The organism is Streptomyces sp. NPDC057253 (assembly GCF_042669125.1).
In the GTDB taxonomy this organism is placed as follows: Bacteria; Actinomycetota; Actinomycetes; order Streptomycetales; family Streptomycetaceae; genus Streptomyces.
Genome location: NZ_JBHUXV010000013.1, coordinates 68,843 through 88,089 on the forward strand (window position 1 = coordinate 68,843; position 19,247 = coordinate 88,089).

Annotated in this window: 17 protein-coding genes; 9 read left to right on the top strand and 8 right to left on the bottom strand. The window is 71.5% G+C overall.

All coding sequences use genetic code 11. The features are described from left to right. The first annotated feature begins 3 nt into the window (after window positions 1-3). The gene (locus ACFULQ_RS09995) at window positions 4-972 is read left to right on the top strand and encodes a WxL protein peptidoglycan domain-containing protein (protein WP_383540705.1); all 969 of its coding nucleotides are present in this window, start codon (window positions 4-6) and stop codon (window positions 970-972) included. A 38-nt stretch (window positions 973-1,010) separates the two neighbouring features. Here the strand turns inward: ACFULQ_RS09995 and ACFULQ_RS10000 are convergent, their stop codons facing one another. Next, complete coding sequence (locus ACFULQ_RS10000; RefSeq protein ID WP_030314780.1) at window positions 1,011-1,349, bottom strand: P-II family nitrogen regulator; 339 nt, start codon at window positions 1,347-1,349, stop codon at window positions 1,011-1,013. Beyond that, the gene (locus ACFULQ_RS10005; protein ID WP_383540708.1) at window positions 1,346-2,665 is read right to left on the bottom strand and encodes an ammonium transporter; all 1,320 of its coding nucleotides are present in this window, start codon (window positions 2,663-2,665) and stop codon (window positions 1,346-1,348) included. Before ACFULQ_RS10005 ends, ACFULQ_RS10000 begins: the two co-directional genes overlap by 4 nt. 150 nt (window positions 2,666-2,815) lie before the next feature. On the opposite strand from ACFULQ_RS10005, the gene era reads away from it, so the two are divergent. Further along, complete coding sequence (gene era, locus ACFULQ_RS10010) at window positions 2,816-3,775, top strand: GTPase Era (RefSeq protein ID WP_383540711.1); 960 nt, start codon at window positions 2,816-2,818, stop codon at window positions 3,773-3,775. Window positions 3,776-3,966: 191 nt separating this feature from the next. On the opposite strand, the gene ACFULQ_RS10015 is transcribed toward era, so the two are convergent. After that, a complete protein-coding gene (locus tag ACFULQ_RS10015) occupies window positions 3,967-4,821 on the bottom strand; it encodes a helix-turn-helix transcriptional regulator (RefSeq protein ID WP_383540713.1) in 855 nt (284 codons plus the stop codon). 118 nt (window positions 4,822-4,939) lie between these two features. Between ACFULQ_RS10015 and ACFULQ_RS10020 the strand changes: the two genes are divergently transcribed. Then, window positions 4,940-5,794, top strand: a complete 855-nt coding sequence (locus ACFULQ_RS10020) for an NAD-dependent epimerase/dehydratase family protein (protein ID WP_383540716.1) — start codon at window positions 4,940-4,942, stop codon at window positions 5,792-5,794. Between the two features lie 70 nt (window positions 5,795-5,864). Here ACFULQ_RS10020 and ACFULQ_RS10025 read toward each other — a convergent pair whose 3' ends face one another. The 4 genes from ACFULQ_RS10025 to ACFULQ_RS10040 all read right to left on the bottom strand — a co-directional run bounded on the left by ACFULQ_RS10025 (window position 5,865) and on the right by ACFULQ_RS10040 (window position 9,857). Further along, window positions 5,865-7,103 (bottom strand): MFS transporter, encoded by a 1,239-nt coding sequence (locus ACFULQ_RS10025; protein WP_383540718.1) that lies wholly within the window; start codon window positions 7,101-7,103, stop codon window positions 5,865-5,867. Further along, complete coding sequence (locus ACFULQ_RS10030; RefSeq protein WP_383540721.1) at window positions 7,100-8,434, bottom strand: GH1 family beta-glucosidase; 1,335 nt, start codon at window positions 8,432-8,434, stop codon at window positions 7,100-7,102. The genes ACFULQ_RS10025 and ACFULQ_RS10030 overlap by 4 nt, the downstream gene beginning before the upstream one ends. 67 nt (window positions 8,435-8,501) lie before the next feature. Next, window positions 8,502-8,768 carry a protealysin inhibitor emfourin gene (locus ACFULQ_RS10035; protein ID WP_383540724.1) on the bottom strand — a complete coding sequence of 89 codons (267 nt, stop codon included), beginning with the start codon at window positions 8,766-8,768 and terminating at the stop codon, window positions 8,502-8,504. A gap of 21 nt (window positions 8,769-8,789) precedes the next feature. After that, window positions 8,790-9,857: a M4 family metallopeptidase gene (locus ACFULQ_RS10040; RefSeq protein ID WP_383540727.1), complete on the bottom strand. Its 1,068-nt coding sequence runs from the start codon at window positions 9,855-9,857 to the stop codon at window positions 8,790-8,792. A gap of 319 nt (window positions 9,858-10,176) precedes the next feature. On the opposite strand from ACFULQ_RS10040, the gene leuA reads away from it, so the two are divergent. From leuA to ACFULQ_RS10070, 6 genes are all read left to right on the top strand, one after another. Beyond that, window positions 10,177-11,898, top strand: a complete 1,722-nt coding sequence (leuA, locus tag ACFULQ_RS10045) for a 2-isopropylmalate synthase (RefSeq protein WP_383540730.1) — start codon at window positions 10,177-10,179, stop codon at window positions 11,896-11,898. Window positions 11,899-12,082: 184 nt separating this feature from the next. Then, complete coding sequence (locus tag ACFULQ_RS10050; protein WP_383540734.1) at window positions 12,083-12,778, top strand: TerB family tellurite resistance protein; 696 nt, start codon at window positions 12,083-12,085, stop codon at window positions 12,776-12,778. A gap of 275 nt (window positions 12,779-13,053) precedes the next feature. Continuing rightward, window positions 13,054-15,129, top strand: coding sequence for an MMPL family transporter (locus ACFULQ_RS10055; RefSeq protein WP_383540737.1), 2,076 nt, complete (start codon window positions 13,054-13,056; stop codon window positions 15,127-15,129). Then, window positions 15,126-16,418 carry a sensor histidine kinase gene (locus tag ACFULQ_RS10060; RefSeq protein ID WP_383540740.1) on the top strand — a complete coding sequence of 431 codons (1,293 nt, stop codon included), beginning with the start codon at window positions 15,126-15,128 and terminating at the stop codon, window positions 16,416-16,418. Before ACFULQ_RS10055 ends, ACFULQ_RS10060 begins: the two co-directional genes overlap by 4 nt. After that, entirely contained in the window at window positions 16,415-17,077 is a 663-nt protein-coding gene (locus ACFULQ_RS10065; RefSeq protein ID WP_383540742.1) for a response regulator, read from the top strand. The genes ACFULQ_RS10060 and ACFULQ_RS10065 overlap by 4 nt, the downstream gene beginning before the upstream one ends. 2 nt (window positions 17,078-17,079) lie before the next feature. Then, window positions 17,080-18,312, top strand: coding sequence for an exo-alpha-sialidase (locus ACFULQ_RS10070; protein WP_383540744.1), 1,233 nt, complete (start codon window positions 17,080-17,082; stop codon window positions 18,310-18,312). On the opposite strand, the gene ACFULQ_RS10075 is transcribed toward ACFULQ_RS10070, so the two are convergent. After that, window positions 18,309-19,244, bottom strand: coding sequence for a dihydrodipicolinate synthase family protein (locus tag ACFULQ_RS10075; protein ID WP_383540746.1), 936 nt, complete (start codon window positions 19,242-19,244; stop codon window positions 18,309-18,311). The genes ACFULQ_RS10070 and ACFULQ_RS10075 overlap by 4 nt on opposite strands. Between the last annotated feature and the right edge of the window lie 3 nt (window positions 19,245-19,247).

Below are 19,247 nucleotides of genomic sequence, written 5' to 3' on the forward strand. Positions count from 1 at the left end.
CCCATGCGCAAGCTGTACGTCCTCCTCCTGAGCCTGTTCCTGGCCGGCGCCGCGTCCGTGCCCGCGCACGCCGCCGACAACGGCAGCTGGTCCGTGTACCCGGCCGCCTCCCGGATCGCGGCGCGGCCCTACTTCTATCTCTCCGCCGATCCCGGGCAGAGCATCGACGACAAGGTGGTCGTCACCAACAAGACGGCCGAGCCGCTGAGTTTCCGCCTCTACGCCGCCGACGCCTACAACACCGCCCGCGACGGCGGCTTCGCCGTGCGGACGGTCGCGGAGAAGCAGCGCGGGGTCGGGGCCTGGGCGAGGCCCGCGAGGTCCCGGGTGACCGTCCCCGCGCACGGCAAGGTCACCGTGCCCTTCACGCTGTCGGTGCCCGAGGGTGCCGAACCGGGCGACCATCCCGGCGCGCTGGTGGCGCTGGACGAACGGGTCGACAAGGGCGACGGCACGGTGGCGCTCGGTGTGCAGCGGGCCGTGGCCGCGCGGATCTACCTGCGGGTGGGCGGGCCCGTCGTGCCGGCGATCGCCGTCGAGGACGTCCGCTTCAGCCATCACCAGCCGCTGGTACCGGGGTTGGGGGACAGCGGGGCGACCGTGTCGTACACGCTGCGCAACACCGGGAACGTCACGCTGAACCCGAAGGTGGAGCTGCGGGCCACGGGGTTGTTCGGGCGGACGCTGCTGGCGCGTGACCTCGTGCGGATTCCCGGTGAGCTGCTGCCCGGGCAGCGGGTGCGGCTCAGCGAGCCGTGGCGGGGGGCGCCGCAACTCGACTGGGGAGAAGTGAAGTTGACGGCGAGCGCGAAGGACACGCGGGAGTCGGCGAGTGCGAGTTTCGTTGCGTTGCCGTGGTTGGTCGCGGTGGTGCTGCTCGTCGTGGGTGCCGTGGGAGGGGGGACGTGGGTTCGTCTCCGGCTGCTGCGCCGTCGTGGCTTGTCGCGCCCACCCGGCGGAGCCGCACTCTGAAACAGCCCCGCGCCCCCAAAAGCTTCCGTCCCCTTGGCTCAGAGGGCGTCCGGGCCCCGCTCGCCCGTCCGCACCCGCACCACCGTCTCCACCGGCAGCGCCCACACCTTGCCGTCGCCGATCTTGCCCGTCCGGGCCGCCTTGACGACCGCGTCGATGACCGCGTCCGCGTCGGCGTCGTCCACGACCACCTCGATACGGACCTTGGGGACCAGGTCGACCTGGTACTCGGCGCCGCGGTACACCTCGGTGTGGCCGCGCTGCCGGCCGTAGCCGCTGGCCTCGGTCACGGTCAGGCCGTGGACGCCGATCTCCTGGAGGGCGGTCTTGACCTCGTCGAGGCGGTACGGCTTGACGATCGCGGTGATGAGCTTCACTGGGCCTTGGCCTTCTGGGCGGAGGGGACGGTGGACGCGCTGACCGGGGCACCGTGGCCCAGGACGCCGTGATCGTATGCGGTCTCGGCGTGCACCGTAAGGTCCAGGCCGGTGTGCTCGTGCTCCTCGTCGGCCCTGAAGCCCATGGTCCTGTCGATCAGCTTGCCGAGGCCGTACGTCACGGCGAAGGCGTACGCCCCCACGGCGACCACGGCCACCAGCTGCTTGCCGAGCTGGGCGAGCCCGCCGCCGTAGAGCAGGCCCTCGGCGCCGCCGGTCATCGCCTTCTCCGCGAAGACGCCGATCAGCAGGGTGCCGATCACGCCGCCGACCAGGTGCACTCCGACGACGTCGAGGGAGTCGTCGTAGTTCAGCCTGAACTTCCAGCCCACCGCGTACGAGCAGACGACACCCGCGGCGAGGCCGACGACGAGCGCGCCGAGCAGGGAGACCGAGCCGCAGGACGGGGTGATCGCGACCAGGCCCGCGACCGCGCCGGAGGCCGCGCCCAGGGTGGTGGGGTGGCCGTCGCGCCGCTGCTCGACGAAGAGCCAGCCGAGCAGGCCGGTGCAGCCGGCGGCGAGGGTGTTGAGGAAGGCGGCCGCGGCCAGTCCGTTGGCGCCCAGCGCCGAGCCCGCGTTGAAGCCGAACCAGCCGAACCAGAGCAGGCCCGCGCCCAGGACGACCATGGGGAGGTTGTGCGGGCGCATGGCGTCCTTCTTGAAGCCGAGCCGCGGGCCGAGGACCAGCGCGAGGGCGAGACCGGAGGCGCCGGAGGTGATCTCGACGGGCAGGCCGCCCGCGAAGTCGAGCGCGCCGAGCCCCTCCAGGATCCAGCCGCCCGGCCCCCACACCCAGTGGGCGACCGGAACGTATACGAGCAGCGCCCAGACCGGGACGAACACCAGCCACGCCCCGAACTTCGCGCGGTCCGCGATCGCGCCGCTGATCAGGGCCGCCGTGATGATCGCGAAGGTGAGCTGGAAGGTCGCGAAGAGGAGGGTGGGGACGGTGCCGTGGACGCTGTCCGGCCCGAGGCCCCTGAAGCCGGCGTGGTCGAGGCCGCCGAGCAGTCCTGCGAAGGTGTCCTCGGAGAACGCGAGGGAGTAGCCGGCGGCCAGCCACACCACCGTGACCAGGGCGATCGACACGAAGCTCATCATCAGCATGTTGAGGACGCTCTTCGTGCGGACCATGCCGCCGTAGAACAGGGCCAGGCCCGGGGTCATCAGCAGGACGAGGGCGGTGGCGGCGAGCAGCCAGGCGGTGTCGCCGGTGTCGATGCGCGCTGCTGCTTGTGCGGCGGCGAAGGGCATGGGGTCTCCAACGAGGTGGGGGCTCGTCAGAGGGTCACCGCTGTGTATTTCTGCCGGCGTACGTATATGTTTCCGAGGCGTTTCATTGCGTACGGGTTACCGGAACCTCACCGTACGGCGGGGGTCTGTGGATCAGGGAGAATGGGCCGTATGAGCGTTCGTAGTCAGTCATCCGAGCCGTCGCCCGCGTCGCAGGCACCCCACCGCGCCGGCTTCGCCTGCTTCGTGGGCCGCCCCAACGCGGGCAAGTCCACCCTCACGAACGCTCTGGTCGGCCAGAAGGTGGCGATCACCGCCAACCAGCCGCAGACCACGCGGCACACGGTCCGGGGGATCGTGCACCGGGAGGACGCCCAGCTGATCCTGGTCGACACGCCTGGGCTCCACAAGCCGCGCACGCTGCTGGGCGAGCGGCTGAACGACGTCGTACGGACGACCTGGGCCGAGGTCGACGTGATCGGCTTCTGTCTGCCGGCGAACGAGAAGCTCGGTCCCGGTGACCGCTTCATCGCGAAGGAGCTGGCGTCGATCAAGAAGACGCCGAAGATCGCGATCGTCACGAAGACCGACCTCGTCGACTCCAAGACCCTCGCCGAGCAGCTCATCGCGATCGACCAGCTGGGCAAGGAGCTGGGCTTCGAGTGGGCGGAGATCGTGCCGGTCTCGGCGGTCGGCGACCAGCAGGTGGGTCTGCTGGCCGACCTGATCGTCCCGCTGCTGCCGGAGGGCCCGGCGCTCTACCCCGAGGGCGACCTCACGGACGAGCCCGAGCAGGTCATGATCGCCGAGCTGATCCGGGAGGCGGCCCTTGAGGGCGTCCGCGACGAGCTCCCGCACTCCATCGCGGTGGTCGTGGAGGAGATGCTCCCGCGCGAGGACCGCCCCGCCGACAAGCCCCTCCTCGACATCCACGCCTTCGTCTACATCGAGCGCCCCAGCCAGAAGGGCATCATCATCGGCCCCAAGGGCAAGCGCCTGAAGGAGGTCGGCATCAAGAGCCGCAAGCAGATCGAGGCGCTCTTGGGCACGCCGGTCTTCCTGGACCTGCACGTGAAGGTGGCGAAGGACTGGCAGCGGGATCCTCGGCAGTTGCGGAAGCTGGGGTTCTGAGCTGGGTGGGACTGCGGCGGCAGCCGTCTGTGCGGGCGCGTTGATGACGTCGGTGTCGGGTGTCGCAAGCAGGTCGGGGCACTGCACGCCGGCCGCGCGGCGGTAGCCGCATATCGATGCAGCCTGGACCTGCACGTGAAGGTGGCGAAGGACTGGCAGCGGGATCCTCGGCAGTTGCGGAAGCTGGGGTTCTAGGGGGTTGCCTGCTGGGGGGTGAGGTCCTGCAGACCCACCACCCGCAGCAGTTCAAGGCGTTCGTACGCCTCTGTTCCCGGGCGGGCCGTGTGGACGACCAGGAGGTGGTGGTGTTCGTGGCTGACCATGACCTCGCAGTCGAGTTCCAGCAGGCCCACCACGGGGTGCACGAAACGCTTCGTGGCCTTGTCGCGCTGGGACACCTCGTGCTCGTCCCACAGCTGGGCGAACTCGGCGCTCAGGGCACGGAGTTCGGCCACCAGCGCGGCCGGTTCGGGGTCGTCGGGGCGGGCCGCGGCCACCGCGCGGAGGGTGGCGACCTGGGTGCGGGCGTGGTCCGCCAGGTCCTCCTCGGGGAACAGCGTCCGCGCGCCCGGGTCCAGGAAGAACCGCCGGACCAGGTTGCGCTCCCGGCGCGGGCGTGACATCACGTCCCCCACCAGCGCCTTCGCCATCGCGTTCTGCGCCAGCACCTCCCCGCAGTCGTTGACCACCTGCGCCGGGGTGTCGTGCAGCCGGTCCAGGATCAGCAGCAGCCCCGGCCGGACATGCGCCGACGCCGTCTCCCGACGCGGCGGCTCCTCGCCGACCAGGTGGAACAGATGGTCCTGCTCCACCGCGGTCAGCCGCAGCGCCCGCGCCAGCGCCGTCAGCATCTGCCGGGACGGCCGGGGTCCCCGGGACTGCTCCAGCCGGGTGTAGTAGTCCACCGACATCCCCGCCAGCTGCGCCACCTCCTCCCTGCGCAGTCCGGGCGTACGACGCCGCGGACCCGGCGCGAGGCCCACGTCGGACGGGTTCAGCCGGGCACGGCCGCGGCGCAGGAAGTCGGCGAGTTCGGCTCGGTTCACCCCTCCAGCGTGCGGCACCCCGCCCGTCTTATCCAGGGACCGCCGGTCCCCCGATCGAGAGGTCTCTCCCGGTGCCGGCGCGGCCGTTCCACGCTGGTCCGGACGAGAGGAGCAGAACATGCTGACATTGGTGACAGGGACGACGGGACAGGTCGGCCGGCGCTTCGTACCGAGGCTGCTCGCGCAGTCCCGGCCGGGGGAGCGGGTACGGGTTCTCGTGCGGGACGCCTCACGCGGGGAGCCCTTCGCGGAACTCGGCGCCGAGGTCGTCGTAGGAGATCTGCGGGACGCGGAAGCGCTCGGCAAGGCCGTCGCCGGCGTGGACGCGGTCGTGAACGTGGCCGCCGCGTTCCGGGGCGTGCCGGACGAGGAGGCGTGGGCCGTCAACCGGGACGCGGCGGTGGAGCTGGGGCGGGCCGCGGTGGCCTCCGGCGTTCAGCGGTTCGTGCAGGTCAGCACCGGTCTGGTGTACGGCACCGGGCGGGGGCGGCCGCTCACCGAGGACGACGAGAGCCGGCCCGGCGGCCACATGTGGGGCGCCTATCCCGCGTCCAAGGCGGAGGCCGAGCGGGAGCTGTTCGCCTTGGATGGGCTCGATGTGCGGGTGGCTCGGCTGCCCTTCGTGTACGGCGAGGGGGACCCGCATCTCGCGCAGTCGCTGATGTGGGCGAAGGACTGGGCGTCGGCGCAGCGGCTCCAGGTGGGACACCACGTGGATGTGGCGCAGGGGTTGTTGCGGATTCTGCACGCGCCGGGGATCTCGGGGCGGATCTACAACATCGCCGACGACGCGCCGGTGACGGCGGTGGAGTTCCATCAGCTCAACGGGGTGGAGGTTCCGGCCGAGTTGTACGAGCGGACTGATCCGGATCCGTGGCTGGCGATCATGTCGACGGAGCGGATTCGGCGGGAGCTGGGGTATCGGCCGGTGTATCCGTCTGTTTATGCGGCTCGGGAGGCGGGGGCGCTCTGAAAGACGGGCCGATTGTCGTCTGCCGGCCGGTGGGGGCTTGTCGCGCAGTTCCCCGCGCCCCTAAAAGCCTCTAGTCGACGTTCTTTATGCGGTCGACCAGCACCGCTCCCGCCAAACCCACCACCGCCGCCACCCAATACAGGACCCGGTATCCCCCCAGGTGCGTCACGATCGGTGCTGCCAGTGCTGGGGCCGCCACCTGGGGTAAGGCGTTTGCCACGTTGATGACGCCCAGGTCCTTTCCTCGGTCCAGGGCCTTGGGGAGGACATCCGTCATCAGGGCGAAGTCGACCGACATGAAGACCCCCAGCCCCACCCCCAGCAGGGCCGCCACGATGATCGCGCTCGGCCAGGTCTGCCATACGGCGAGCAGGGCCGTCGCCACCGCCATCAGGATGCCGGACCAGCGGACGAAGGGCTTGCGGCGGCCCACGCGGTCGGACCAGATGCCGCCGACCACGACCGTGGCGAGCAGGGCCACGCTGTCCACCGCCGTCAGGATCAGCACGCCCTGTTCGGGGTCGTCGTGGTGGAGGCGGTCCCGCAGGTAGTAGAGGAGGTAGAGGATCACCAGCGCGTTGCTGAGGTTGATCAGGAAGCGGGTCAGCCAGGCCCAGGCGAAGTCGGGGTGGTCGCGCGGGCTCAGCCAGAAGCCGCGCACGAACGACGGCCAGGACCACGGTGGTTGGTCAGCGGCCGCCAGTCTCAGGTCACGGTGGCGCAGTACGTACGGCAGCACCCCCGCCACCGCGAACACCGCGCACGCCGCATAGCCTGCCGCGATGCCGCCCGCCGCCGTCGCGAGGCCGGTGCCGACGACCGCGCCCAGGATCTGGGCCGCCCCGATCCAGCCGCCCACCACGCCCCGCTGGAGCCGCGGCACCCGGTCCGGCACCGCCGCCGTGACCGCCGCGAAGGCCGCGTTCAGGGTCAGCTGGACCAGGCACCAGCCGAGGGTCATGAGCCACAGCCCGTTCGCCCCGGCGAGCACCAGCAGCGACAGGGCGCCGCCCGCCGCCCCGGCCACGATCCAGGGGCTGCGGCGGCCCCAGCGGGCCGTGGTGCGGTCCGACAGGGCGCCGAAGAACGGGTTCGCCACCAGCGACACCACCGCGCCCACGCCCGTCACCCACGCCAGCAGGGTCTCCTTCGACATGCCGGTGCCGGGCGCGAAGTCCTCCGCCTGGCGGGCCAGCAGGATCTGGAGGGGGCCGTACCAGCCCACCCAGATCGCCACGTTGGCGAGGGACAGGGACGCCGTCCAGCCCTTGCCGACCCGCTCGACCGGTTCCGTGAGAGCCGTGCTCACCTCTGGGCCCGGAGCAGGTCCCGGTACCAGCCGTACGATGCCTTCGGGGTCCTCGCGAGGGTCTCGAAGTCCACGTGCACCAGCCCGAACCTGCGTGCGTACCCTTCCGCCCACTCGAAGTTGTCCATCAGCGACCACACGAAGTACCCGCGCACGTCCACACCCGCCTCGACCGCCTTGTGCAGGGCGCGGACGTGACCGTCCAGGTAGGCGATCCGGTCCTGGTCGTCGACGCCCTCGTAGGAGCAGCCGTTCTCGGTGATGACGACGGGCGGGAGCCGGTCGCCGTAGCGCTCGTGGAAGGCCGTGAGCAGTTCCGTCAGGCCCTCGGGGACCACCGGCCAGCCGAAGTCCGTCACCGGGACGCCCTCGATCTCCTGGACGGAGAAGGGGAGTTCGGCCGGGATGGTCAGACCGCCGAACTCGATGTCCTCGCCCTGCGGGGCGCCCACGCGGGTCGGCGCGTAGTAGTTGACGCCGTAGAAGTCGAGCGGCTCGGAGATGACCTTGAGGTCGGCGGCCACGTCGCCCGGCATCAGGTCGCCCAGCCCGGAGGGGTATTCGCCCAGCAGGATCGGCTCCGCGAACAGGCGGTTCAGCAGCAGGTCGTAGAAGTCGGCCGCCTCGACGTCCGGTTGGTCCTGGGACGCCGGCCAGGTCGGGCCGTGCGAGTTGGCGATCCCGATGTCCGTCGCGCCGGACGCGCGCAGCGCCTGTACGGCCAGGCCGTGGCCCAGGAGCTGGTGGTGGGCGGCGGGCAGCGCGTCGAACATCAGCTGCTTGCCGGGGGCGTGGGCGCCGAGCGCGTGGCCGAACAGGGTGTGCTCGGCGGGCTCGTTGAGGGTGATCCACTTCTTGACGCGGTCGCCGAGACGGTCGGCGACCACGGACACGTACTCGGCGAACCGGGAGGCGGTGTCCCGCTCCAGCCAGCCGCCCTTCTCCTCCAGGGCCACCGGCAGGTCCCAGTGGAACAGCGTCGGGACCGGACGTACGCCCGCCGTGAGGAGTTCGTCCACGAGACGGTCGTAGAAGTCGAGGCCCTTGTCCGCGCGCACCCGCGGCCAGGAGACCGAGAAGCGGTACGCGTCCACGCCCAGGCCCGCCAGGAGGGAGACGTCCTCGCGGTAGCGGTGGTAGTGGTCGCAGGCCACCTCCGCCGTCGAGCCGTCCTTCACCCGGCCCGGCTCGGCCGTGAACGCGTCCCACACGGACCGCTCGCGCTCGTCCGCCGCGCCCTCGATCTGATGGGCCGAGGTCGAGACCCCCCACAGGAAGCCGTCGGGGAACCGGGGCATCGCATGCTCTTCAGTCGCCATGCGCCGGATCATCGGTACCGGCGGGTAGGTAAGTCAACGGGCAGGTGTGAACAAGGAGTTACGCGCCCTCTTTGAGTACCTACGCGCCTTCCTTGAGCACCTTCGAGATCAGTTCCCGCTGTTCTTCCGTCAGTCGGGGATCGGCCGCGTACACCGTCTTCCCGTCCACGGTGATCTCGTAGCTGAAGCCGTCCGGGACGCCGATCGGGCGGGTGCCCCGGCCGGCGGCGAGCGCCTTCTCGGCCAGGGCCTGCCATGCGTGGGCATCGGGCCGCCCGGAGGTGTCGACCTCCTTGTGCCGCTCGATGCCCGCGAACCCGCCCGTGCGCCGTACCTGAATACGCATGGGTCCCTGTCTAGTACGGACTCACAGGATCCGCACCCCGACCTGTTCCCAGGCTTTCGAGACGGCCTGGAGTTCGTCGCCCTCGTTGTAGCGGGCCTTCGCCGCCGCGAGCGTGAGCTTCGCGAAGTCGGTGAACAGGGCCCGGTCCGAGAGCTCCCCGCCGGTCAGCACGTCGTACCAGATCTGGCCCGCGCGCTCCCAGGCGTGGCCGCCGAGGGCGTTCGCGACCAGGTAGAACGCGTGGTTGGGGATGCCGGAGTTGATGTGCACGCCGCCGTTGTCGCGGCCGGTGCGGACGTAGTCGTCCATGGTCGCGGGCTGCGGGTCCTTGCCGAGCACGTCGTCGTCGTATGCGCTGCCCGGCTCCTTCATGGACCGCAGGGCCTTGCCGGAGACGCTGGGCGCGAGGAGCCCGGCGCCGATCAGCCAGTCGGCCTCGGCGGCGGTCTGGCCGAGCGTGTACTGCTTGATGAGCGAGCCGAAGACGTCGGACATCGACTCGTTGAGGGCGCCCGGCTGGCCGTAGTACGTGAGGTTGGCCGTGTACTGTGTGACGCCGTGGGTGAGTTCGTGGCCGATGACGTCGATCGGGATGGTGAAGTCGAGGAAGATCTCGCCGTCGCCGTCGCCGAACACCATCTGCTCGCCGTTCCAGAAGGCGTTGTTGTAGTTCTCGTCGAAGTGGACGGTGGCGTCGAGCGGGAGGCCGTCGCCGTCGATGGAGTGGCGGGCGTAGCCCTTCAGGTAGAGGTCGAAGGTGGCGCCGAGACCGGCGTAGGCGCGGTTGACGGTGGCGTCCTGACCGGGGTCGGAGCCCTCGGCGCGGACCTTCGTGCCGGGCAGGTCGCCCCGGTGCCCGGCGTCGTAGATCGTCCGCAGCGGCTGGTCCGACGGGGCCTTTGCCGTCGGCGCGGCCGCGAGGCCGAACTCGGTCGTCACGCGGCGGCGGCCGCGCAGTTCGCTGTCGCGCATCAACGTCTGCTGCGCGGGACCGGAGAGTGCGGGGTCGTCGTTCCGGGCGAGTTTGTCCAGGACGTGCGGCGGAACGACGGTGCAGAAGACGGGCTCGAAGCCCCCGTTTGTCGTCATGTCCGGCACCCTTGCACTGGGTCATGACCGTGTCACTAGTCGCAACCATGATTGGTGAAATATGCGGACAGGGACGTGCACGCTCCGTGACGAAGTGGTATGGCGCACTTTTTGTCCCGTTTATCTCCCTGGTCCCGCATACTGATACGGCGCCCCGCAGCGGAACCGGCTCGGCTAGCATGCTTCGCATCATGCGTTTCGGGCTGCTTCTTCTTAGCTGCCGCGGCGAGGGCCTGTAGTCCAGGTCGACTCCCTCCCCGCGGAGCTTCGTGTTGCGTGTCGGCCGTCCTTTCCGGACATCCCTAGGAGCCCCGCAATCATGGCGAACCGCCAGCAGCCCAGTTCCATGCCGATCCACAAGTACGGCCAGTACGAGCAGGTCGACATCCCGGACCGCACCTGGCCGGACAACCGGATCACCGTCGCCCCCCGCTGGCTCTCCACGGACCTGCGCGACGGCAACCAGGCCCTGATCGACCCGATGTCGCCCGAGCGCAAGCGCCGGATGTTCGACCAGCTGGTCAAGATGGGCTACAAGGAGATCGAGGTCGGATTCCCGGCGTCGGGCCAGACGGACTTCGACTTCGTACGGTCGATCGTCGAGGAGCCGGGCGCGATCCCGGACGACGTGACGATCTCCGTGCTGACCCAGGCCCGCGAGGACCTGATCGAGCGGACCGTGGAGTCCCTGAAGGGCGCCAAGCGGGCCACCGTCCACCTGTACAACGCCACCGCGCCGGTCTTCCGCCGGGTCGTCTTCCGGGGCTCCAAGGACGACATCAAGCAGATCGCCGTCGACGGCACCCGCCTGGTCATGGAGTACGCGGAGAAGCTGCTGGGCCCGGAGACCGAGTTCGGCTACCAGTACAGCCCCGAGATCTTCACCGACACCGAGCTGGACTTCGCGCTGGAGGTCTGCGAGGCGGTGATGGACGTCTACCAGCCGGGTCCGGGCCGCGAGATCATCCTCAACCTGCCCGCCACGGTGGAGCGTTCGACCCCCTCCACGCACGCGGACCGCTTCGAGTGGATGCACCGCAACCTGTCCCGCCGCGAGCACGTGTGCATCTCGATCCACCCGCACAACGACCGCGGTACCGCCGTCGCCGCCGCCGAGCTGGCGCTGATGGCCGGCGCCGACCGCGTCGAGGGCTGTCTGTTCGGACAGGGCGAGCGCACCGGCAACGTCGACCTGGTCACCCTGGGCATGAACCTGTTCTCGCAGGGCGTCGACCCGCAGATCGACTTCTCCGACATCGACGAGATCCGTCGTACGTGGGAGTACTGCAACCAGATGGAGGTCCACCCGCGCCACCCGTACGTGGGCGACCTGGTCTACACGTCCTTCTCCGGCTCCCACCAGGACGCCATCAAGAAGGGCTTCGACGCGATGGAGGCCGACGCGGCGGCTCGCGGGGTCACCGTCGACGACATCGAGTGGGCGGTGCCGTACCTGCCCATCGACCCGAAGGACGTCGGCCGCTCCTACGAGGCCGTGATCCGGGTCAACTCGCAGTCCGGCAAGGGCGGTATCGCCTACGTCCTGAAGAACGACCACAAGCTGGACCTGCCGCGCCGGATGCAGATCGAGTTCTCCAGGCTGATCCAGGCCAAGACGGACGCCGAGGGCGGCGAGGTCACCGGCTCGGACATCTGGGCGGTCTTCCAGGACGAGTACCTGCCGAACCCCGAGAACCCCTGGGGCCGTGTCCAGGTCAAGAACGGCCAGTCGACCACGGACACCGACGGCGTGGACACGCTGAAGGTGGAGGCCACGGTCGACGGCGTCGACACCGTCCTGACCGGCTCCGGCAACGGCCCGATCTCCGCGTTCTTCGACGCGCTGGCGAAGATCGACATCGACGCCAGGCTGCTGGACTACCAGGAGCACACGATGAGCGAGGGCGCCTCCGCGCAGGCCGCCTCCTACATCGAATGCGCGATCGACGGCAAGGTTCTGTGGGGAATCGGCATCGACGCGAACACGACGCGTGCGTCCCTGAAGGCGGTCGTCTCGGCCGTCAACCGAGCCGCTCGATAATCCCTCTGACCGGGGGTTTTGGGGCCTTGATCGCTGTATACGGCGATCAAGGCCCCGTCGTTTATCGGCCATCGGGGCGTGGAGGTCACGAGCAGGTCTCGTCCGGGGTGCTGACTCCACCTCCCTCCTGTGGCTAACATCACGCAAGCGCGGCGATGTTGCCGCGAGGTTGCGGAGGTGTGACGTGCTGCCTGGACGGGGACGAAACGGCCGTGCTGCCAGGCCTGCGCGCCTCCTGGGCACCCGTACCGCGTGGACGACCGTCGGCGACGGCGAGTTCTTCTGCCCCGGGTGCGGAGGCGACCGCAACTACGAGCGCCTGACCGGCCGCCGCCGCTTCACGCTGCTCGGCGTCCCGGTCCTGCCGCGCGGCGACACCGGGCCGGTGGTGGAATGCGCGGCCTGCGGGCGCCACTTCGGCACGGACGTGCTGGACCACCCCACGACCACCCGCTTCTCGGCGATGCTGCGGGACGCCGTGCACACGGTCGCCCTCGCGGTCCTCGCGGCGGGCGGCACCTGCTCCCGCACCTCCCTGGAGGTCGCGGCCACCACGGTCCGCGCGGCCGGCTTCGAGGACTGCACCGAGGACCAGCTGGAGACCCTGGTGGAGGCCCTCGCCGAGGACACCGGCCGGGTCTACGACCGCCCCTGCGGAGCCGGCCTCGCCATAGAGCTCCACGAGGCCCTGGACCCCCTCGCCCCGCACCTCGCCCCGGCGGGCCGCGAGTCGATCCTCCTCCAGGCGGCCCGCATCGCCCTGGCGGACGGCCCCTACACCCCGGCCGAACGCGACGCCCTCTCGACGGTCGGCACGGCCCTGACGATCTGCGCGGACGACGTCACCCGACTCCTGGCAGCGGCCCGCACGCCGTCCTGACAGGCCCGTACCGGTGGCCGCGGATCGGTCCTCCTGCCGGCTGCCGGTGCACCCGCGGGGGAGCGGGACGTCCTCGCCACGGCCGGCTCAGCCCTGACGCCGGGACAAGCCGCTCACCGTGGCCCCACACCGTCCCGATACTCCCCGGGGAGTAGTCCGCGCCCCCGGTCACCCCCGGCAGTAGCCGTCAACTCGCCCTGCCGTCCGACGAACACGCGCCCTTTCGGCGGAAGTCTGGAACCGCATCGGACATCCGACCGGAGGGAGGCCCGTCGATGGGGGCCGCAAAGATGAGCGCACGGCGACGGCGTGCTGTGCCCTGGCTCGTGCTGGGACTGTGGATCGTCGTCCTGGTGGTCATGGCGCCGTTCGCGTCCAAGCTCGGCGACGTGCAGCGGGACCGGGCCGTGGACTATCTCCCGGCGAGCGCCGACTCGACACAGGTCGCGAGGATCCAGGAACAGCTGCCCGGGGGCGAGGCCACCGAGATGGTCGTCGTCTACCACCGGGACGGCGGACTGACGGCGGCCGACAAGGCGACCGCCGCCCGGCAGATCGCGCGGATCGCCGACGCGCACGCGCTCACCGCCGAGCCGCGGGGCGTTCCGTCCAAGGACGGGACCACCGTGATGTATCCCGTCACCAGCACCGAGCCGGGCGCCGACGAGAAGGCCCGCGACCGCCTCGTCAACGACGTGCGGGTCATCGCGAAGGGCGAGGACGGGCTCGACGTCGAGGTCGGCGGGGAAGCAGCCCTCTCCACCGATGCCGGCGAGGTCTACGACTCGCTCGGCGGACCACTGCTCTACACCACCGCCGGGGTCGTCGCCCTGCTCCTGATCCTCATCTACCGCAGCCCGCTGCTGTGGCTGGTGCCGCTCGGCGTCGCGGGCACGTCGGAGTTCCTCGCGCAAGGCGTGGCCTACGGGCTCAACCAGGGCTTCGGGACCTCCGTCACCGGCCAGAGCGCCGGCATCATGACCATCCTCGTGTTCGGCGCCGGCACCGACTACGCGCTGCTCCTCGTCTCCCGGTACCGGGAGGAGCTACGGCGCACCGAGCGGCCGTACGACGCCATGGCGGCCGCGCTGAAGGGCTGCGGGCCCGCCGTGCTCGCCTCCTCCGGGACCGTGGCCGCGGGACTGCTGTGCCTGCTCGCCGCCGACCTCAACAGCAGCCGCGGAATGGGCCCGCTGGGCACGGTCGGGGTGCTGGTCGCGCTCGCCGCGATGATGACGCTGCTGCCCGCGATCCTCGTGATCCTCGGCCGCCGGGTGTTCTGGCCGCTCGTCCCGCGCTACGGCAGCACCCCCAAGGCCCGCCGCTCCCTGTTCGCCGCGATGGGCAGCTCGGCCGGACGGCGGCCCCTCACCGTGCTGGCCGGCGGGGCCGTGCTGCTCGGGACGCTCGCGCTGGGCGTGCTGAACCTGCCCGGCAGCCTCAAGCAGGAGGACTCGTTCACCACCAGGCCCGACGCCGTCGCCGCCATGCGGACGCTCGCCGCGGCCTACCCGGAGCAGGGCACCCAGCCCATCACCGTCATCACCCCGGCCGACCGCGCCGACGCAGCCCTCACCGAGATCCGCGGCACCGAGGGCGTCGACAGCGCCGGCAGGGGACGTACCGGAGACGGCTGGACCGAGATCTCCGTGACCGCCAAGGACGCCCCCGAGTCCGCCGGGGAGACCGCGACCATCAAGGCCCTGCGCACCGCACTCGACGGCTCCTACGTCGGCGGGCCCAGCGCCGAGCAGCTCGACCTCAAGGACACCAACAGCCGGGACACGATGATCGTCGTGCCGATCGTCCTCGTCTCCGTGCTGCTGATCCTGATCGCCCTGCTGCGGTCCCTCGTCGCGCCGCTGCTCCTGGTGGCCGCCGTGGTCGCCGTGTGGGCCGCGGCCCTCGGCATCGGCGGGCTGGTCTTCGGGCCGGTGTTCGGGTTCGAGGGCACCGATCCCGGGCTCGGGCTGCTGTCCTTCGTGTTCCTGGTCGCCCTCGGCGTCGACTACGGCATCTTCCTGATGCACCGCATGCGCGAGGAGTCCCTGGCCGGCGCCGAACCGGAAACCGCCGCCCTCACCGCGCTGCGCACCACCGGCGGGGTCATCGCCTCCGCCGGACTCGTCCTCGCGGCCACCTTCGCGGTGCTCACCAACATGCCGCTGGTCCAACTCGTCGAGCTGGGCTTCGTGATCGCGGTGGGCGTGCTCCTCGACACCTTCCTCGTGCGGCCCTACCTGGTCACCAGCGCGGCCGTCGCACTGCGGCGCAAGGTGTGGTGGCCGGGGGCGCTGTCCCGGGCGCCCGAGCCGCCGGTACCGACCGAGCGCCAGCCGGAACCCGTGTGACGAGGTCACTCCTGGGCGCCCTCCCCTCCCGGAAGGGCGCCCTCCGCCCCGACGTCCCGGAAGATGACACCGTGCAGGAGACCACGAGACCCAGGCTGGGCGAGCGGATCATGGCGGCCGTCAACCGCGACCCGCGGACCGCCCCGCACGGCACCCGCAACGACGCGTTGCTCGCCCTCGCGCTGGCGGTGGCGGCCGTGTGCGCCGCGCACCTCACCCACGAGGCCCGCGACCCGGACGCCCTCGGGTGGACGCTGCTGCTGGCCGCCCATGTGCCGATCGTGTGGCGGCGGCGCCGCCCGATGCTCGTACTGGCCGCGGTGGTGGCGCTGATCACGCCCTACCACGCCCTCGACTACAACCACTTCCCGCCCACCCCGGTCGCCTACGTCGCCCTCTACACGGTCGCCGTCACCGGCCGCCCGCTGCGCACGGTCCTGACGGGCGTCACCGTCGTCGCCCTCGCCGTGAGCGTCATGCTCACCATCAGCACCCACCAGGCCCTCGAACTGCTGGGGACCTCCGGCTGGATCATCGCCGTCCTCTTCTGCGGCATCGACGTCCGCTACTACCGCCAGTACGTCGCCTCCATCGTCGAGCGCGCCGTCCGCGCCGAGCGCACCCGCGAGGAGGAGGCCCGCCGCCGGGTCGCCGAGGAACGCCTGCGCATCGCCCGCGACCTGCACGACCTGCTCGCCCACAGCATCACCCTGATCGGCGTGCAGACCTCCGTCGCCGCCCACGTCCTGGCCGCCGACCCCGAGCGCCTGGACCGGGAGACGGTCGCCAAGGCCCTCGACGACATCGCCGGGACCTGCCGCACCGCACGCGGCGAACTCCGGACGACCCTGGAGGTGCTGCGCGACCACGACCCCCAGGACACCCGCGGCCCACTGCCCGGCCTCGACGGCCTGCCCGACCTCGTCGCGGCCGCCCGGCTCGCGGGCGCCCGCGTCGAACAGGACCTGCGCATCCGCACCGACCCGCCGCCCGCCGTCGGCGCCGCCGCCTACCGGATCGTCCAGGAGGCCCTCACCAACGCGGTCCGGCACGCGGGACCCGAACCCGCCGTACGCCTCAGGCTGTACGACGAACCCGGCGCCCTGCGGGTGTCGGTGACCGACGACGGCACCGGGCCCACCCCCGGCGGCACCCCCGGTTTCGGACTGGTCGGCATGCGCGAGCGGGCCCGCAGCGTGGGTGGCACACTCGACGCCGGACCACGCCGGGACGGCGGCTTCGAGGTGACGGCGGCGCTGCCGCTCACCATGGGGGAGGGAACCGTATGACCATCCGCGTGCTGCTCGCCGACGACCAGACCCTGGTGCGGGCCGCGTTCGCCATGCTCGTCGAGTCGGCGCGGGACATGGAGGTCGTCGGGGAGGCGGGCAGCGGGCGGGAGGCCGTGGGGGCGGCCCGCGAGGTGCGGCCCGACCTGGTGGTGATGGACATCCGCATGCCCGACCTGGACGGCATCGAGGCGACCCGGCTCATCGCGGCCGACGAGACGCTCGCCGGGGTGCGGGTGCTGGTCCTGACCACCTACGACACCGACGAGAACATCGTCGAGGCGCTGCGCGCGGGGGCCTCCGGGTTCCTGGTGAAGGACACCCGCCCGGCCGAACTCCTCGACGCCATCAGGACGGTGGCGGCCGGTGAGGCGCTGCTCTCGCCGGGGCCGACGGCTCGGCTGATCGAGCGGTTCCTGCGCAGCCCCTCACCGGCCGTGACGGGCGGGCCCGAGTGCCTGTCGGAGCGGGAGCGCGAGGTGCTGGCCCTGGTCGCGCGGGGCCTCAACAACACGGAGATCGGGGAGGCGTTGGGCCTCAGCCCGCTCACCGCGAAGACCCACGTCAGCCGGATCATGGGGAAGCTGGGGGCCCGGGACCGGGCCCAGCTGGTGATCGTGGCCTACGAGTCGGGGATGGTGACGCCGGGGACGCTGTGACGGTGATCCTCCTGAGCCGCACGCTCCTTGCCACCGCCGTCCCCCTGAGCCGCACGCTCCTTGCCACCGTCGTCCTGCTGACCCCGCTCACCGCGACCGGCACGGCCTCGGCCGCACCCGACCGCACCCCGGCCGACTGTGTCTCCTCCGTCCCCTACGTCTCCGGTCAGGGCGGCTACGCCGTCTACCGCATCCCCGCCGCCGTCGTCACCGGCCGGGGCACGGTCCTGGCCTTCGCCGAGGGGCGGCGGGACGGCGTCTCGGACACCGGCGACATCGACGTGGTGCTCCGGCGCTCCACCGACGGCGGCTGCACCTGGGGCCCGCTCACCGTCGTCTCCGCGGGGGACGGCGACACCCGGGGCAACCCGGCGCCCGTGGTGGACCCGCGCACCGGCGAGATCGTGCTGCTGACCTGCTACAACAGCGGGTCGGTGACCGAGGCGCAGATCATGCGGGGCGAGGTGGACGAGGAGCGGGGCCGAAGGGTGTTCGTCCAGCGCGGCTCCGACGACGGGCTGCGCTTCACCGCCCCGCGCGAGATCACGGCCACCGTGAAACCGGCCGGCTGGCGATGGTACGCCACCGGCCCCGGACACGCCGTGGCCCTCACCCGGGGCCCGCACGCCGGACGCCTGGTCGTCCCGGCCAACCACTCCGGCACCCCGCCCACCGGCTCCACCGACACCGGCCGGGAGGCCAGGTACTACGGCGGTCACGCCCTGCTGAGCGACGACGGGGGCCGCAGCTGGCGGCTCGGGTTCACCGACGAGACGTACGACGGCCTGGTCAACGCCAACGAGTCGGCCGCCGCCCAACTCCCCGATGGTCGGCTCTACTTCGCCTCCCGCGACCAGAGCGGCAGCAGCCCCGGCAACCGCCTGGACAGCTACTCCCGCGACGGCGCCGAGACCCTGGACCGCCCCTACGCCGTCCAGCCCACCCTGGACGACGTACCGGTCGTCCAGGGCAGCGTCCTCCAACTCCCCGGCACCGGCGCCCCCTTGCTCTTCTCGGGCCCGTCCGTCCCGACGGCCCGCCGGGCGATGGCGCTGTGGAGCAGCCGGGACGGCGGACTGACCTTCCGCAAGGCACTGACCCTCTCGGAGCAACGGGCCGCCTACTCCGACCTGGTGCCGATCGGCCGGCACCAGGTCGGGGTCCTCCACGAGACGGGCACGACGGGGCCGTACGAGTCGATCGTGTTCCGGCGCGTCCCGGTGGAGGGGCTCTAGAGCAGTCCGGCCGCGGTCAGGAACTCGCCCACCCGCCCCACCTCGTCCTCGGACAAGGGCACTTGGGGCTCCGCCGTCGCCGGGCAGTCGATCACGCCCCGCAGGTGCAGCGCCGCCTTGAAGGCGCCCAGCGCCGACGACGAGGCACCCATGCGGGCCGGGTCGCCCACGCCCACCATGCCGTACAGGGCGCACAGCCGCTCCTGTTCGGCCCGGGCCGCCGCCAGGTCCCCCGCGCGGAACAGCCCGTAGAGACGGACGTACCCGTCGGGGTCCACGTTGGCGAGGCCGGGCACCGCCCCGTCCGCGCCCACGGCGAGGGCAGCGTCGACGATGAGCTCGGAGCCGGTCAGGACGCTGAAGCCGCTGATGCCGGGACGGACACGGGCGCCGGAGACGACCCTGCGGAAGCCGGCCAGGTCACCGCTGGAGTCCTTGAGGCCGGCCAGCACGCCCTCGGCGGCCAGGTCCAGGACGACGTCCGCGGGGAGTTCGGTGTGCACGCCCGTCGGAAGGTCGTAGGCGAGGACCGGGACCGGGCTGCCCGCCGCGATCAGCCGGTAGTGGCGGGCGATCTCCGCCGGGTGGGTACGGGTGTAGAAGGGGGCCGTGACGACGACCGCGTCGGCGCCCGCCGCCGTGACGGCCCGCACATGGTCCAGGACCCGGGCCGTCGTCATGTCGATCACCCCGGCCAGCACGGGGAGTTGCCCGCCGACGTGCCCGGTCACCGCCTCGACCACCAGCCTGCGCTGAGCGTCCGTCAGGAAGGCCACCTCGGAGGAGGTGCCGAGCACGAACAGCCCGTGCACCCCGCCCGCGACCAGATGGTCGACGAGCCGGAGCAGCGACGGCACGTCCACCTCGCGGTCCGGTGTCAGAGGCGTGCAGACGGGCGGGACGACACCGGTCAGCGGGGCGGGAAAGGTCATCGA